The organism is Enterobacter sp. R4-368 (assembly GCF_000410515.1).
Taxonomy (GTDB): domain Bacteria; phylum Pseudomonadota; class Gammaproteobacteria; order Enterobacterales; family Enterobacteriaceae; genus Kosakonia.
Genome location: NC_021500.1, coordinates 1,366,526 through 1,382,088 on the forward strand (window position 1 = coordinate 1,366,526; position 15,563 = coordinate 1,382,088).

The following is a 15,563-nucleotide window of genomic DNA, read 5'->3' on the forward strand; positions in this document are numbered from 1 at the left end:
AAGCGCGTTTCACTTTCGTTTTTTGCTCGAATATGCGCGATATCAAACAAACCACAATCATAGTATGGCTAAATGGTTGCTAAGGAACGTCGACCAGAAGGACGCGAACATGCGCAACTCCAGTGACTACGATGTGATTATTATCGGCGGCGGCGCGACCGGCGCAGGCATCGCCCGCGACTGCGCCCTGCGCGGCTTGCGCGTGGTGCTGCTTGAACGCCACGATATCGCCACCGGCGCGACCGGCCGTAACCATGGCTTACTGCACAGCGGTGCGCGTTACGCGGTGACCGATAACGAATCAGCACGTGAATGTATTGCCGAAAACCAGATCCTCAAACGCATCGCCCGCCACTGTATCGAACCGACAGACGGCCTGTTTATCACCCTGCCGGAAGATGATCTGGTCTATCAAAGCCAGTTTATTGACGCCTGTCTGCAAGCGGGGATCCCGGCGCAGGCCATCTCACCGCAGGAAGCGCTGCGCATGGAGCCAAGCGTCAACCCGGCGCTGATCGGCGCGGTGCGCGTACCGGACGGCACGGTGGACCCTTTCCGTCTCACCGCCAGCAATATGCTGGACGCGCGCGAGCATGGCGCCAAAATCCTCACCGGACATGAAGTGTGTGGCCTGATCCGCCATGGTGATACGGTGAGCGGTGTGCGGCTTTATCATCCCGCCAGCGGCGAAACACAGGAGTTACATGCGCCTGTGGTGGTCAACGCCGCCGGGATTTGGGGCCAGCGTATCGCTGAATATGCCGATCTGAGCATCCGCATGTTCCCCGCGAAAGGCGCGCTGCTGATCCTCGATCACCGTATTAACCAGCACGTCATCAACCGCTGCCGCAAACCCGCCGACGCCGATATTCTGGTACCTGGCGACACGATTTCACTGATTGGCACCACCTCGACGCATATTGATTACGCCGATATCGATAACCTGCGCGTCACGCCTGACGAAGTGGATATTCTGCTGCGTGAAGGGGAAAAACTGGCACCGGTGATGGCGAAAACGCGCATTCTGCGTGCTTATGCCGGTGTGCGACCGCTAGTTGCCAGCGATGATGATCCGAGCGGGCGCAACGTCAGCCGGGGAATTGTGTTGCTGGACCACGCGCAGCGCGACGGACTGGAAGGGTTTATCACTATTACCGGCGGCAAGCTGATGACTTACCGGCTGATGGCCGAATGGGCAACGGATGCCGTGTGTCGCAAGCTCAATCATCATGCTCCTTGCACCACCGCCACCGCGCCGCTGCCTGGCTCACGTGAGCCGACAGAACAGGCGCTCAAAAAAATCATTTCTCTGCCGACGCCGCTCCGCGGTTCGGCGGTCTATCGCCATGGCGATCGCACGCCAGCCTGGCTTGGTAGTGACAGACATAACCGCAGCCTGGTCTGTGAATGTGAAGCCGTCACCGCCGGGGAAGTGCAGTACGCCGTCGAAAACCTCAATGTCCACTCGCTGCTGGATTTGCGCCGCCGCACACGCGTCGGGATGGGCACCTGCCAGGGCGAGCTATGCGCCTGTCGCGCTGCCGGGTTGCTTAACCGCATGCATGTCACGACCGAAAGTGAATCTTTGCATCAACTGGCCGGTTTTCTTAATGAACGCTGGAAAGGCGTTAAACCCGTTGCCTGGGGCGATGCGCTGCGTGAAAGCGAATTCACACGCTGGGTTTATCAGGGGTTGTGCGGTCTGGAAAAGGAGGCGGAAGATGAGATTTGATACGGTCATTATCGGGGGCGGGCTGGCCGGTTTAGTCTGCGGGATCCGTCTTGCGCAGAGCGGCCAGCGCTGCGCCATTGTCAGCCGCGGACAGAGTGCTCTGAGCTTCTCTTCCGGCTCGCTGGATTTGCTTTCACACTTACCCGACGGCCAGCCCATCGATACGCTTGATAGCGCCATCGCGCACCTCCAACAGCACCATGCCAGTCACCCTTATGCCCGACTCGGCGCAGACCAGGTTCGCCACTATGCACACCAGGCGCAAACGCTGCTGGCAGATTGCGGCCTGGCATTACAGGGCGATGTTGATACGCCGCACCAGCGCGTAACACCGCTTGGCACATTCCGCACCGCCTGGCTTAGCCCGCAGGAAGTGCCGGTAAAAACAGAAACCCACCAGCACACTGGCGTGGTTGGTATCAGTGGTTTTCTTGATTTCCAGCCGCAGCTTGCCGCTGGTGCCCTGCGTAAACGCGGTATTGACGCGCAGGCAGAAGAGATAGATCTGCCGCTACTGGATCGGCTGCGTGATAACCCCAGCGAATTTCGCGCGGTGAATATCGCCCGCCTGCTGGACGCACCCGAGCACTACAACGCCCTGTACGAAGCGCTGCTGCCGCTAAGCCAGCGCTACGCGATGCTCTATCTGCCCACCTGCTTTGGTCTGACGGACAACAGCGTCTTTACGCGCCTTAACCAGCAACTGGCCTGCCCGCTGCGCCTGCTGCCTACGCTGCCGCCATCTGTACCGGGTATGCGCATGCAACAACTCCTGCAACAGGCGTTTATACGCAGCGGCGGTAACTGGATGCCCGGTGACGAGGTGCTGCGTGCCGATATCGCCGATCAGCGCGTAACGCAAGTGTGGACGCGTAAACATGAAGATATCCCGCTGCGTGCGCGCAATGTGGTGCTCGCCAGCGGCAGTTTTTTCAGTAACGGGCTGGTTGCCGGGCGCGATCGCGTGCGGGAAACGGTGTTTGATCTCGACGTGCTGCAAAGCGCGCAGCGTCAGGAGTGGTATCGCGATAATGTGTTTGACAGCCAACCGTGGCAGCAGTTTGGCGTGCAGACCGATGCGCAACTACACGGCCTGCGCGAGGGCGACGCCGTGAACAATCTTTATGTGGTTGGTTCGGTGCTGGGCGGTTTTGATGCCATCGCCCAGGGGTGCGGCGGCGGCGTTTGCGTCGTTACCGCGCTGCATGCCGCACAGCAAATTAGCGCACAGGGAGGCGAACAATGAACAATACGCAATTTGAAAGCTGCATTAAATGCACCGTTTGCACCACCGCCTGCCCGGTCAGTCGCGTCAACCCCGCTTACCCTGGCCCGAAGCAAGCAGGCCCTGATGGCGAGCGTCTGCGGTTAAAAGACGCCGCGCTGTATGATGATGCGCTGAAGTACTGCACCAACTGCAAACGCTGCGAAACTGTCTGCCCGTCCGGGGTGAAAATTGGCGATATTATTCAGCGCGCCCGCGCCCAGTACGCGCCGAAAAAGCTCTCCATACGTAATGCCATTCTCAGCCACACCGACCTGATGGGGACGCTATCAACACCGATGGCGCCGCTGGTGAATGCGGCAACATCACTAAAACCCGTGCGCCAGTTGCTGGATACCGCATTAAAAATCGATCACCACCGCACGCTGCCAAAATATTCCAGCGGTACATTTCGCCGCTGGTATCGCAGCATTGCCGCGCAGCAACAGGCATTTGCGCAGCAGGTGGCGTTTTTCCACGGTTGCTACGTGAATTACAACCATCCCCAGTTGGGTAAAGATCTGATCCGTGTGCTGAACCATATGGGCATCGGCGTACAGTTATTGCAGCGGGAAAAGTGCTGTGGCGTACCACTGATTGCGAATGGGTTTTTCGATAAAGCGAAAAAACAGGCGCAGTTTAATGTGCGCTCGCTGGAGCAGGCTATCGGGACCGAGGGACTGCCGGTTATCGCCACCTCGTCCACCTGTGCTTTCACCCTGCGCGATGAATATCCTCACCTGCTGGATGTGGATAACAGCCATTTGCGCTCGCATATCGATTTAGCCACGCGCTGGATCTGGCGCATGCTCGACGAAGGTCGCGCGTTGCCGTTGAAAGAAACGCCGCTGAAAGTGGTTTACCACACACCGTGTCATATGGAAAAAATGGGCTGGACGCACTACACGCTGGAGCTGCTGCGGCGCATCCCCGGGCTTGAATTGACGGTGCTGGATTCGCGCTGCTGCGGGATTGCCGGCACCTACGGCTTTAAAAGCGAAAACTACCCGACATCGCAGGCGATTGGCGCGCCGTTGTTCGAGCAGATTGAAGCCAGCGGCGCGGATCTGGTGGTGACGGATTGTGAAACCTGCAAATGGCAAATTGAGATGTCCACCAGCAAACGCTGTGAACATCCCATTACGCTACTGGCAAACGCATTGGGGTAACGGCATGCCGTTACCCTCAGCGATCACTCTACCGACAGCGTTTCCACCACGTTGATCCAGCCGTGATCGCTGGCAATGTCTTTACCCGCCAGCCAGCGGCGCAGAATGTTCAGCGCCATCATGGCGCATACTTCCTGGCGCACCACCAGCCCGTGGCGGTTGGTGTTGAATTTCACCCGCAGCGCGCGGGTGCCTTCCGGCGTCGCCAGCGCGAAGTTGAGATGATCCTCTTCAAGACCGGTCACCGTCAGCGCCAGCCCGGCGAGATGGCGATTGCGCAGCTCGGTGGTCCAGCGGGCACTCTGCGCCAGCGCTTCCGCCTGCGACGGTAACACTTCGCTGGCCAGCAGCGGCGCACCAGCGCGGGAAAGCTGTAAGGCCACCAGACCGCCGGTGAACTGTTCGCTCAGTGTCAGGCTGAGCTGACGTTCCCGCAGGGTTGCGGCAAGTGCTGCGGGTAAACCCTCGGTGCCTTCAAAAATCAAACTTTCCCCGGCGACGCGTTTTACTTCCGGCCACAGCGCTTCCATCGCGGCGCGATGCTCTGCCGGGCCGGTCAGTTTTAATTCGATAATCGGCATCGAAGAGCGGTAGCCCATCACTACGCCTGGCGGCAGTTGAAGGTGTTGCAGGCTCTGCGCCAGATCGCTCTCTGAGCGACCGAAAGTGGTTAAACGCAGGCAAACCGGCGGCTCCGGCAAGGTAAAGCGTGCGCGCAGGCGCGGCAGAATTTCTTGTTCCACCATCACTTTAAATTCCGATGGTACGCCCGGCGTGAAGAACATCAGGCACCGGTTGAGCTGCAGAGCAAAACCACAGGCGGTACCGACCGGGTTATCCACCAGTTCGGCGCTGGCCGGGATCTCGGCCTGTTTGCGGTTACTCGGTGCCATCACGCGGCCACGTTCGGTAAAGAAGCGTTCCATTTGTGCCAGCCACGCTTCGTGTAACACCAGTGCTTCGCCTTTGGCGGTCGCCGCCGCCAGCGCGCTGAGATCGTCACTGGTCGGCCCCAGGCCGCCATTCACAATCAGCACATCCGCGTGCTCACTACGTTCACGCAGGATAGCGACCAAATCATCAAGGTTATCGCCCACGGTGTTACGGCGCGTGAGAGGCAACCCCTGGTTAAAGAAAAAGTCAGCCAGCCAGGCCGCATTGGTATCCACAATCTGGCCATGCAGCACTTCATCGCCGGTCGATAACATCTCCACATTTAACATCGTTAGCTCCTGCAATCGAGGTTGAAACACTATAGCGCATGCGCAGAGGAAAAACGGAGACAAACGGGCGCGGACAGATGCCGCGCCAGGGGATTAGAAACTGGCGCTAACGCCAACATACGGGCCATCGGCAACCGCGTTGTCGCGACGCCCTTCTTTACCGGTCATGTCGATGTAGCGGTAACCAGCCTCAACCGTCAGCGGGCGCATAATGGTATAACGCGCCCCGGCGTTCGCTTCCTGATACTCTTTCACGCCGCTGGAGAGTGAGTCCGGCGAGTAGTAGTATTCGCCGAAAATACTGAAGCTGCTGGCAATTTTCCACTGCAACCCGCCACCGACAGCAACGGCATAACCTTCGCTGCCCACATCCGGATTCAGATAAATGCCTTTACCGCCGACGGTCGCAAGGAACGGACCAAGCGGGATGTTGTAACCGAGCCCCAGGCCGGCGATATCGCCGTCATCTTCACTGTGTGCCCAGTTACCGCTCACGGCGATCCCGCTGGTTTCAGTTCCCAAACCGAAACCAAAGTTGGTGTAATCTTTCCCAATCTGGCCGTTCAGACTCACGGCCTGCGCCCCAGCAGAGACCAGCAACACGCTGGCTAAACCTAATAAAGCAATCTTCTTCATTTTTGATTTCCGCACATAACGGGCCTGATGCCCAAAAGCCTCTGATTGTACGCCTATTTTTCTGTCAGCAGAATGAATAAAAAGGCCAGTAACTATAGACGGGGTCAATTTTTCTGCACCAGCGCTTGCGTTAACATGGCGCGTTATGTTCACCATGCTAAAGGAGTTAACCATGCGACAACGGACGATTGTGTGCCCATTGATTCAAAACGACGGCGCCTATTTGCTGTGTAAGATGGCCGACAATCGCGGTGTTTTCCCGGGTCAATGGGCATTATCCGGCGGCGGTGTGGAGCCTGGCGAGCGGATTGAAGAGGCGCTGCGCCGGGAGATCCGTGAGGAACTGGGCGACAAGCTGGAGCTGAGAGAAATCACCCCGTGGACATTTCGCGACGATATTCGGGTGAAAACCTATGCTGACGGCATAAAAGAGCAGATCTACATGATTTACTTAATTTTTGACTGCATCAGCGCCAATCGCGACGTCAGTATTAATGACGAATTCCAGGATTACGCATGGGTAAAACCTGCGGATCTGCACCGCTACGATCTGAACGACGCGACCCGCACTACGTTAAAGATGAAAGGCTTGCTCTAAGAGTGGCTGGCGACCCATTGTGCCACTGCACTACGGGAGATTTTAATGCCGCCATTTTTAAGCGCTGCGGGCATCATCAGCCAGCGTACCGGCTGCTGGAAACGGGCCAGTTTATCGGCGACCCACTGGCTCAGCGCATCGGCATCAACATCGCCTGCGCACTCCACCACCGCCACCGGGCGTTGACCAAATTCGGCGTCATCGACAGGCACCACCAGCACCTGCTGCACCTGCGGGTGGCGGGCAATAACGCGTTCAACTTCTTCTGGCTGAATGCCTTCCCCGCCGCTGAAAAAAAGATTGTCCAGACGCCCGTGAATGGTCAGGCGACCATCGCTCAGCTCGCCGCGATCGCGCGTGGCAAACCAGCCTTCACTGTTTACCAGCGGGAGGAGTTCTCCGTTGCACCAGTAACCCGACGCCATGCTGGCCGCACGCAGCCAGACTTCCTCGCCGACAATTTTCACTTCACGCCCTGGCAGCGCGTAGCCGACATCAGGCTTGCCATCGGCCTCTTTCGCACACACCGTCGAAGCAAATTCGGTTAAGCCGTAGCCGCACCAGCTGCGGACACCGCGCTCGCGTGCCTGCTGCGTGAGTTCAACAGGGATCGCAGCACCGCCCAGTAACACCGCTTTCAGCGACACCGGAACGTTGCCATTTAACAAGCGCCACAGCTGCGTTGGGACCAGCGAGGCGTGGCTGCACCCGGCCAGCGCTTGCTCCAGCGGCGCTTTTTGCCGCACGGTGATCCGCGCCCCGGCCAGCAGCCAGCGCCACAAAATCCCCTGCCCGGAAACATGAAACAGCGGCAGCGAGAGAAACCAGTCGTCTTGCGCGGTAAACGGGATCAGCGCCAGTACGCCCTGCGCACTGGCAAGATGCGCCGCGCAGGTATGCACGGCGGCTTTCGGCAGGCCGGTAGAACCGGAAGTCAGAGTCATTGAGGCCAGCCGTTGAGGCTGCCAGTCAACGGCATAATCCCCGTCAGCCTCGCTTAACGCCAGCGATGTTAAACCGGCATACGCCGCATGCGACTCCAGATCGAGCGCGAAACGCAGCGTCAACTGCCCTAACAGCGCCTCCAGTTGCGTGGCGGGTAACTGCGGGTTCAGCGGCAAAACCCGCGCGCCGCATTGCAACAGCGCCAGCCACGCCAGCAGCGTTTCCGGCTGATTGCGCGCGCGCAGCATAACGCCGTCGCCCGACTGCACGCCCTGGCGGGCAAACCCGCTGGCCAGCCTGTCAATACGCGCACAGAGCTCATGCCAGTTAAGGCTTTGCTGCTCAAGGCGAATCGCCGCCTGCTCGCCTTGTTGCGTGCGCCAGTGACGCCAGGGCCAGTCGGGAAAAATCATAGCAATGGTTCCAGCGCATCAACCTGCAAGCAGGGTAAATCACTCTCAGGCCAGCGGCGGATCAACTGCGTTTGCATTAATTGCAGCGTATCCAGACCCGGCACCGTTCCCGGCGTCAGCCAGGCGGCGATACGCGCCAGTTGCGTCAGACCCAGGCTCGATTCGATTGACGAACTGATAACGGTCGTCAGCCCCAGCGCTTTCGCCGCTGCAACCTGCTGTTGGACTTTCTGCAAGCTGCCGGTCAACATCGGTTTAATCACCACGGCGCCGACGCCTGGCTGCTGCTCAAAACGAAAGTCTGCGTCACGCAGGCTCTCATCCCAGGCGAGAGTAATGCCGGTCTCGCGGGCAAACGCCAGTGACTCCTCGCGCGTCTTGCAGGGCTCTTCGAGAAAGGCAATGCGCGAGCGGTAAGCCGGGTTGACATACTTCGCAAACTGTTGCGCTTTCAGCGGCGTCCAGGCACGGTTAGCATCCAGCCGCAACCGGAGATCGGGAATGGATTCCAGCAGCAAGTTGACCACCATGCCGTCACGCACCGCTTCATACAGCCCCACTTTCACTTTCGCCAGCTTTTCACCCGGCAAAGCAGCAAGCGCGGCGAACAACTCGTCCGGATCACCGCTGCACAGCATCGCGGCGCGGTAATCCGCCGCCTGCGGCAGCGCATCACCAAGCTCTGCCAGCGCGCAACTCAAACCAAATGCCGCAGAAGGCACGTCCGGCAGCGGTGGCTGTTCGCCATCGCACCAGCTACGCGCCCACGCCATCACAACCGGTTGAACGTCATCCAGCGTTTCCAGGCTAAACCCCGGCAGAGGGGAAATCTCCCCCCAGCCTTCGCGCTCGCCTTCGGTGAGATGAACGAACAATCCGTCACGTGTTTTCAGGCGCCGCTCACGCAGCACCACACCCGCATCAAGCGGGATTTGCCAGCGATAAACCTGCGCCTGTCGCATTATGGATTCCGTTTGAATTTGCTGAAATCAGGCTGGCGTTTTTCGTTAAACGCATTGCGGCCTTCCTGCCCTTCTTCGGTCATGTAGAACAGCATGGTGGCGTTACCCGCCAGCTCCTGCAGCCCCGCCTGACCATCGCAGTCGGCGTTCAGCGCGGCTTTCAGGCAACGCAACGCCATCGGGCTGTTTTGCAGCATTTCGCGACACCAGCGCACGGTCTCTTTTTCAAGATCGGCAATCGGCACGACGGTGTTGACCAGGCCCATATCCAACGCTTCCTGAGCGTTGTACTGACGGCAGAGGAACCAGATTTCGCGGGCTTTTTTCTGCCCCACGATGCGCGCCATGTAAGACGCCCCCCAGCCGCCGTCGAAGGAGCCGACTTTCGGGCCGGTCTGGCCGAAAATGGCGTTGTCCGCTGCGATGGTCAGATCGCACATCATGTGCAGCACGTGGCCGCCGCCGATGGAGTAACCCGCCACCATCGCGACAACCGGTTTCGGGCAGGTGCGGATCTGGCGCTGGAAATCCAGCACGTTGAGATGATGCACACCGGAGTCATCCTGGTAGCCGCCGTAATCGCCGCGCACTTTTTGATCACCGCCGGAACAGAAGGCTTTTTCCCCTTCGCCGGTCAGAATAATCACGCCCACACTGTCGTCATAGCGCGCGTCAGCCATGGCCTGAATCATCTCTTTGACCGTCAGCGGACGGAATGCATTGCGCACCTGCGGGCGGTTAATGGTGATTTTGGCAATACCATCGGCCGATTTCTGATAACGGATGTCGGTGTAACCTTCAGAACAGTCACGCCATTCAACCGGCGCATAAAGCATGTTTTCATCTGGGTGGATCATAGTGTGTCCTTTGTCTCAAGACGCAGAATACGCGCCAGGGCGGCAATAACGGCAGCGGGATTTTCCCGGTGCGCGTTGTGCCCGGCGGCAGGAATGGCGTGACAGTGGCGCGAGACTTGCGTCGCCAGCGCCTGAAATTTGCTGTCATGTTCACCGTATAAATAATGTACTGGCACAGAAAGTGTCTGAAGTACGGCGCGCAAATCGGGCTGGCAGGCAAGCGAGGTTGCCTCCAGCATCGCCGCCAGAGTCGCACCGTTATTCTCGCAGCGTGTCGCCACCAGCGCCGCCCGTTGCGATTCGCTCAGCGTGGCAAAAACAGGCTGCCGGTACCAGGCGTCAAATACCTCATTCAATGGCTGCTGGCGAAAACGCGCAGCCCATTGCTGATCATTACGCAGCCGCTGTGCGCGATCGTCCGCGGATGTCAGCCCCGGATGACCACCTTCAACCACCAGGCCACACAGCCCGACAGGATGCTGGCAGGCGTGGTACATCGCCACACGCCCACCAAGCGAATACCCCACCAGCCAGTAGTTGCGTATGTTGTAGTGCTCAAGGGTGATGCGCAGCAGCGCGTCCAGCGCATCAAAGGAAGCAACGCCAGTATGGGCTGAACCACCATGTCCGGGCAGATCGAGGTACAAGCGCGGGAAATCACTCAGCGCGTCGCCAACGTGCTGCCATTCGCGGTTATCGCCGGAAAAACCATGCAGAAACACCAGCCACGGTTGCGGCTGGCGTCCACTAATGGCCTGGCCGTGCAGGATCACAGATGGCTTACCTGCGCCAGCAGCGTTTGTAACGTCTGCGCGCCGTCAGTTGCATTCACCACCAGTTCAATCACCGTCGCACCAGGCTTGCACCAGGCGCCTTCCAGCGCCTGCTCAAGCTCAGCCCAATTCTCCGGTTGATGGTAAGCAAGGCTAAACATCGCCGCCGCATGCGCAAAATGGACATTCTGCGGCATCAAATAAAACTGCTCGCGCTCGGCGGGCGGCGTGGGCAGTAACGAAAAAATTTGCCCGCCATTGTTATTCACCACCAGCAGGACGAATGGCGCAGAAGCCTGCCGCAGCAGCGCCAGCGCATTGAGGTCGTAAAGCGCGGAGAGATCGCCCACAATCGCCAGCGTAGGCCGCGCGGTAGCGCGCTGAACGCCCGCCGCCGTTGAAAGCAAGCCGTCAATACCACTGGCGCCGCGATTGCTGTAAACCGGATATCCCGCCGGGAGTTGCCCCAGCGCATCGACCAGCCGCACGACCAGGCTGTTGCCAAGAAAAAGCTGGCCCTGGGCCGGCAAATAATCCGCGATGCGGTGCGCCAGCTGTGCCTCGCCAAAAATATCACGCTTCGCACAAACGGTTTCCCAGGCCTGCGCCGAAAGGCGTGGGATCGCCTCGCACCAGGGGGCGCGCGGTTCAGCCGGATGCTGCTCCAGCCAGTCAGCAACGCTGGAAACCAGCCGACGCCCGCGATGGTGGGCCGGATCGAGCCGCCCTTGCAGGCGATCAATCAGCCAGTACTCTTCCGGTTCGCAGGTCGCCTGCCACTGCAACAGACGTTTGCCGGTCAGACTGCTGCCAAACTGCAACACAATCTGCGCCTGATTCAGCTCCGCCACTGCCTGGCCATTGCCGAGCCAGAGATCGGCACATGGCAGCGGTTGCCCGGTCTGCGAAAGCGCATCGCCAATCAGCGGCCAGCCGAGCGTTTTCGCCCATTCAGCAAGCAAACGGCCTTCAGCCGCGCTCATGCGACCAGCTACGATCACGCCGCGTTTTTGTCGCCAGAAAAACCAGTCGCGCTGCGTTTCGCTGTTCACCCTGTTCGGTGCGCGCAGCCATGGCGTGTCTGACTGCCACCAGTCACCCAGCGCCTGCTGCCAGGCAAGGCCGGTATCATCCATTTCACCGTACAGCGGCTCGGCAAACGGACAGTTAATGTGTACCGCGCCGCCCTGTAATGAACCCAGCAGGTTATCAAGGGTGGAAACCAGCCAGCGCGCAGGAATGTCCTGTGAGGGTCGCGGCAGCGCGAGAGATTCAGCGGGATGCGTGGCAAACATGCCCGGCTGGCGAATTGCCTGGTTGGCACCGCAATCAATCAACTCCGGTGGTCGATCTGCCGTCAGCAGCACCAGTTTTTCACCGGTCAGCCCTGCTTCAATCAGCGCGGGATAAAGGTTCGCCACCGCCGTGCCGGATGTCACGATCACCGCCACCGGCTCATTGCTGGCCTTTGCCAGCCCCAGCGCAAGATGGCCTAAGCCACGCTCATCAAAATGGGTGTGGTGAATAAAGGCGTGATTTTCCGCTGCGGCGAGCGTTAATGGGGTGGAACGGGATCCCGGGGCAATGCATACATGCCTGACGCCGTGACGGGTAAGAGCTTCGAGGATCACCGCCGCCCAGCGTCGGTTAAATGAGCTTATCGACATGAATTTGTCCGGTATCAATATTACGGCTTAGTATAAATAATCAGGAACTATGTATTTTTGATATGAGTCGGTTATGCGTGACTAAGTTGTAATAATGATCGTAATCCCGCCGCTTTATTCTCAATTTCCTGCCACTCTTGCTCCGGGTCTGAACCGGAAACAATGCCCGCACCGGCGTAAAGACGCACGGTATTGCCGTCAATTTTTGCCGAACGCAGGGCAACGCAGAACTCACTCTGTTGCCGCGAAAGATAGCCCGCCGAACCGGCATACCACGCGCGCTGAAAAGGCTCATGACGCGCAATAAATGCCCGCGCTTCACGGCGGGGTAATCCCGCAACTGCTGCTGTCGGCTGGAGCATTTGCAGGCAGAGCGCGTCATCCGGCGTTTGCAGATCGGTCCAGATACAGCGGCGAAGATGCTGTACTTTACGCAGCCGGACCACCTTCGGCGGCAGCACCTCCAGCGCACCGGTCTGCTGTTGTAAACGCTGGCAGATATCCTCCACCACCAGCATATTTTCACGCTGGTTTTTATCATCGGTCATTAGCCAGTCGGCAAGCTGTTGCGCCTGCTGGTCATCTTCATGATTGGCCACCGTTCCGGCCAGCGCTTCGGTGCGCAAAGCCGTGCCGCGACGCCGCCAGAGCCGCTCGGGCGAGGAGCCTAAAAACGCCGTTTGCGCGTCGAACGCCATCATGAAATGAAAGCAGTGATGATTGAGGCGACGGCTGGCGGCCATCAATGCGGCGGCATCCACCGCGCTGGCAAAATGGTAATCCGTTGCGCGGGCGAGCACGACTTTATCCAGTTCGCCGCTTTCCAGCGTTTGCAACGCCTGCGCAATCAGCGTTCGCCAGCCATCGCGCTCGGGGATGTGATGCTGCTCAAGGCACGTTTGCTGCACGTTTTGCAGCGGTGTCGATTCCACCAGCGCCGAAAGAAATGCGATTGCGCGCTGTGCGTCATCACAGAGGGAAGTCTCGCTGAAAATGTACACGCGCAGAAAGGCGTGCCCGCCTTCCCGACGCCACTCCAGACGCGGTAAAAACAGTTCGCCTTGTGTGGGATCAAAGGCGTTAAGCCCCCAGATGCGGACATCTTCAGCGCATTGCTGCATAAAATCTTGCGCCAGGGATAAAGAAGAGAAACGGCGCAATGCGCCAAGCGCGGCGGCTTCGTCATCGCCGCTACGTTGCTGCCAGTAAAATTGCGGCCACACGTGCTGGCTGGCGAGCCACGTCAGGGGATCAAAAGCGTCGTTTAACGGGAAAGGTGCATCAAAAAAGCACAATCCTGACGACCGGGGAATGTCGCCGGTCAGGCAGCGGTGTAAGTGTGAAAGCGCCGAGGAAATGGAGTACACGCGAGCCCCTCCCTGTTAAAAACCACATAGTATACGGGGTACTTAGCGTAATAACAGTACCCCCTTCCAGGGAGGGGAAGTGAAACGTTAGCGGCGGGCTAACAGCAGACCGAGCACCAGACCCACTGCGGCACCGGCACCAATGCCCTGCCACGGTTTTTCATGCACGTAGTCGTCTGCGCGATAGACGGCTTTTTTCGCACGGTAGTAATACGTATCCGATGCGCTGCTGACGCGGTTTTTCACGTCATGCAGCGCCTGTTCGGCACGGGCTTTCAACTCAATGTACTTTTGATCGGCAGGATCGCCCGATGAGCGGAGAATTTCTTCCAGCGTTTCGCTCAGCAGGGTCAGGTCGTCATCAATATGTGATTCATAAGAATGATATGCCATCTGTTGTCTCCATGTTATGCACCTGTCCGCTAACTATAGACAAAGGCTGCCGGTTACGCCTGGCGGATCTCGCGCGCCATCCCGATATGCGCGATACCATCTTCGTCATACACATCCGTCACCGCCTGGAAACCAAAATGGGCATAGAAAGATTGGAGATGTGCCTGCGCGCCCAGATATAGCGCGTGCTGCGGCCAGTGTTGCTCACAGGAAAGCACCGCGCGCTCCATTAATTGATAACCCAGTTTTTCGCCGCGAACCTGCGCACTGACAATCACCCGACCGATAGCCACCGGCGAGAGGTCATCGTCACTTTTCAGAATCCTCGCATACGCCACCAGTTCGTCGTCTTTCCAGCCGAGAATATGGCGGTTCTCGCCCACCAGGTCATCACCATCCACATCCAGATAAGCACAGGCCTGCTCAACCACAAACACTTCGCAGCGCAATTTCAGTAACGCGTACAGCTCAGGAACGGTCAGTTCGGAATGGTGCACATCCTGCCAGCGGATCATGTTGTTCTCCTCATTTATAGTGACCTCGTTATACTAGATTCTTTTTCATTCGGGCAAAGATTGTGGAACTGATTTTCTTAGGCACCTCTGCGGGCGTACCTACACGGGCGCGTAATGTCACGGCGATGCTGCTCAATTTACAACACCCAACCCGCGCCGGGCTTTGGCTGTTTGATTGCGGCGAAGGAACCCAGCACCAGATGCTGCGCACCGCCTTTCACCCTGGCAAACTCGATAAAATTTTTATTACTCACCTGCATGGCGATCACCTTTTCGGTCTGCCTGGGTTGTTATGCAGCCGCTCAATGGCTGGCAATGTTCAGCCGCTACAGATTTATGGTCCGAAAGGGATTCATGAGTTTGTGGAAACCACGCTGCGGCTTAGCGGTTCATGGACCGATTACCCACTGACGATTGAAGAAGTGACGCCTGGGCTGGTGGTTGATGATGGTTTGCGCACAGTGACCGCTTACCCGCTGTCGCACCCGATGGAGTGCTACGGCTACCGGATTGAAGAGCATGATAAACCCGGCGCGCTGAATGCGGCGGCGTTAAAAGCGCAAGGCATTCCGGCAGGGCCGCTGTTCCAGCAATTAAAAGAGGGGAAAACCGTCACGCTGCCTGACGGGCGCATCATCAATGGCGCGGATTATCTCGCCCCGGCAGAAAGCGGAAAAAAACTGGCGATTTTTGGCGACACTGCACCCTGCCCGGCCGCGCTGGAACTGGCGCAAGGCGTGGATTTACTGGTACATGAAGCCACTCTTGAGCAGGCGATGGAGGAAAAAGCGAACAGCCGGGGACACAGCTCAACCCGCCAGGCGGCGCAACTCGCTGCCGATGCCGGTGCAAAAAAGTTGGTGATTACCCATCTCAGTTCACGTTATGACGAACAAGGCAGCCTGGCGATGCTCGCCGAGTGTAAAACGTACTTTTCGCAAACGACATTGGCTGAAGATTTTGCGGTAGTTCACATTTGATTTTAATTTAGGCACTCTATTTTTTCTCCACCATGCCGATAATAGATATACGCAGGCATTTCCTATTTG

General features: G+C 58.3%; 15 protein-coding genes. 5 read left to right on the top strand and 10 right to left on the bottom strand.

Features of this window, described 5'->3' with window-relative positions:
- Window positions 1–109 precede the first annotated feature (109 nt).
- The 3 genes from glpA to glpC are packed head-to-tail and all read left to right on the top strand — an operon-like array spanning window position 110 to window position 4,165.
- Window positions 110–1,732: an anaerobic glycerol-3-phosphate dehydrogenase subunit A gene (glpA, locus tag H650_RS06365; RefSeq protein ID WP_020454505.1), complete on the top strand. Its 1,623-nt coding sequence runs from the start codon at window positions 110–112 to the stop codon at window positions 1,730–1,732.
- Window positions 1,722–2,978 (top strand): glycerol-3-phosphate dehydrogenase subunit GlpB, encoded by a 1,257-nt coding sequence (gene glpB / locus H650_RS06370; protein WP_020454506.1) that lies wholly within the window; start codon window positions 1,722–1,724, stop codon window positions 2,976–2,978. The genes glpA and glpB overlap by 11 nt, the downstream gene beginning before the upstream one ends.
- Window positions 2,975–4,165: an anaerobic glycerol-3-phosphate dehydrogenase subunit GlpC gene (gene glpC, locus H650_RS06375; RefSeq protein WP_020454507.1), complete on the top strand. Its 1,191-nt coding sequence runs from the start codon at window positions 2,975–2,977 to the stop codon at window positions 4,163–4,165. Before glpB ends, glpC begins: the two co-directional genes overlap by 4 nt.
- 23 nt (window positions 4,166–4,188) lie before the next feature.
- Here glpC and H650_RS06380 read toward each other — a convergent pair whose 3' ends face one another.
- Both H650_RS06380 and H650_RS06385 read right to left on the bottom strand, forming a co-directional pair.
- Window positions 4,189–5,388 (bottom strand): nicotinamide mononucleotide deamidase-related protein YfaY, encoded by a 1,200-nt coding sequence (locus tag H650_RS06380; protein ID WP_020454508.1) that lies wholly within the window; start codon window positions 5,386–5,388, stop codon window positions 4,189–4,191.
- Window positions 5,389–5,481: 93 nt separating this feature from the next.
- Complete coding sequence (locus H650_RS06385; protein ID WP_020454509.1) at window positions 5,482–6,024, bottom strand: YfaZ family outer membrane protein; 543 nt, start codon at window positions 6,022–6,024, stop codon at window positions 5,482–5,484.
- A gap of 172 nt (window positions 6,025–6,196) precedes the next feature.
- Here H650_RS06385 and nudI point away from each other — a divergent pair, with 172 nt between their 5' ends.
- Window positions 6,197–6,622 carry a nucleoside triphosphatase NudI gene (gene nudI, locus H650_RS06390; RefSeq protein WP_020454510.1) on the top strand — a complete coding sequence of 142 codons (426 nt, stop codon included), beginning with the start codon at window positions 6,197–6,199 and terminating at the stop codon, window positions 6,620–6,622.
- Here the strand turns inward: nudI and menE are convergent.
- The 8 genes from menE to H650_RS06430 form a co-directional block, all read right to left on the bottom strand.
- Window positions 6,619–7,980: an o-succinylbenzoate--CoA ligase gene (menE, locus tag H650_RS06395; RefSeq protein WP_020454511.1), complete on the bottom strand. Its 1,362-nt coding sequence runs from the start codon at window positions 7,978–7,980 to the stop codon at window positions 6,619–6,621. The genes nudI and menE overlap by 4 nt on opposite strands.
- Window positions 7,977–8,942 carry an o-succinylbenzoate synthase gene (gene menC / locus H650_RS06400; protein ID WP_020454512.1) on the bottom strand — a complete coding sequence of 322 codons (966 nt, stop codon included), beginning with the start codon at window positions 8,940–8,942 and terminating at the stop codon, window positions 7,977–7,979. The genes menE and menC overlap by 4 nt, the downstream gene beginning before the upstream one ends.
- Window positions 8,942–9,799, bottom strand: a complete 858-nt coding sequence (gene menB / locus H650_RS06405; RefSeq protein WP_020454513.1) for a 1,4-dihydroxy-2-naphthoyl-CoA synthase — start codon at window positions 9,797–9,799, stop codon at window positions 8,942–8,944. Before menB ends, menC begins: the two co-directional genes overlap by 1 nt.
- The gene (gene menH / locus H650_RS06410; protein WP_020454514.1) at window positions 9,796–10,572 is read right to left on the bottom strand and encodes a 2-succinyl-6-hydroxy-2,4-cyclohexadiene-1-carboxylate synthase; all 777 of its coding nucleotides are present in this window, start codon (window positions 10,570–10,572) and stop codon (window positions 9,796–9,798) included. Before menH ends, menB begins: the two co-directional genes overlap by 4 nt.
- Window positions 10,569–12,239 (bottom strand): 2-succinyl-5-enolpyruvyl-6-hydroxy-3-cyclohexene-1-carboxylic-acid synthase, encoded by a 1,671-nt coding sequence (menD, locus tag H650_RS06415; protein WP_020454515.1) that lies wholly within the window; start codon window positions 12,237–12,239, stop codon window positions 10,569–10,571. Before menD ends, menH begins: the two co-directional genes overlap by 4 nt.
- A 71-nt stretch (window positions 12,240–12,310) precedes the next feature.
- Complete coding sequence (menF, locus tag H650_RS06420; protein ID WP_044489429.1) at window positions 12,311–13,606, bottom strand: isochorismate synthase MenF; 1,296 nt, start codon at window positions 13,604–13,606, stop codon at window positions 12,311–12,313.
- A gap of 87 nt (window positions 13,607–13,693) precedes the next feature.
- Complete coding sequence (elaB, locus tag H650_RS06425) at window positions 13,694–13,999, bottom strand: stress response protein ElaB (RefSeq protein WP_020454517.1); 306 nt, start codon at window positions 13,997–13,999, stop codon at window positions 13,694–13,696.
- 53 nt (window positions 14,000–14,052) lie between these two features.
- Window positions 14,053–14,514 carry a GNAT family N-acetyltransferase gene (locus H650_RS06430; protein WP_020454518.1) on the bottom strand — a complete coding sequence of 154 codons (462 nt, stop codon included), beginning with the start codon at window positions 14,512–14,514 and terminating at the stop codon, window positions 14,053–14,055.
- Between the two features lie 62 nt (window positions 14,515–14,576).
- Here H650_RS06430 and rnz point away from each other — a divergent pair, with 62 nt between their 5' ends.
- Complete coding sequence (gene rnz, locus H650_RS06435) at window positions 14,577–15,494, top strand: ribonuclease Z (protein ID WP_020454519.1); 918 nt, start codon at window positions 14,577–14,579, stop codon at window positions 15,492–15,494.
- Window positions 15,495–15,563 lie beyond the last annotated feature (69 nt).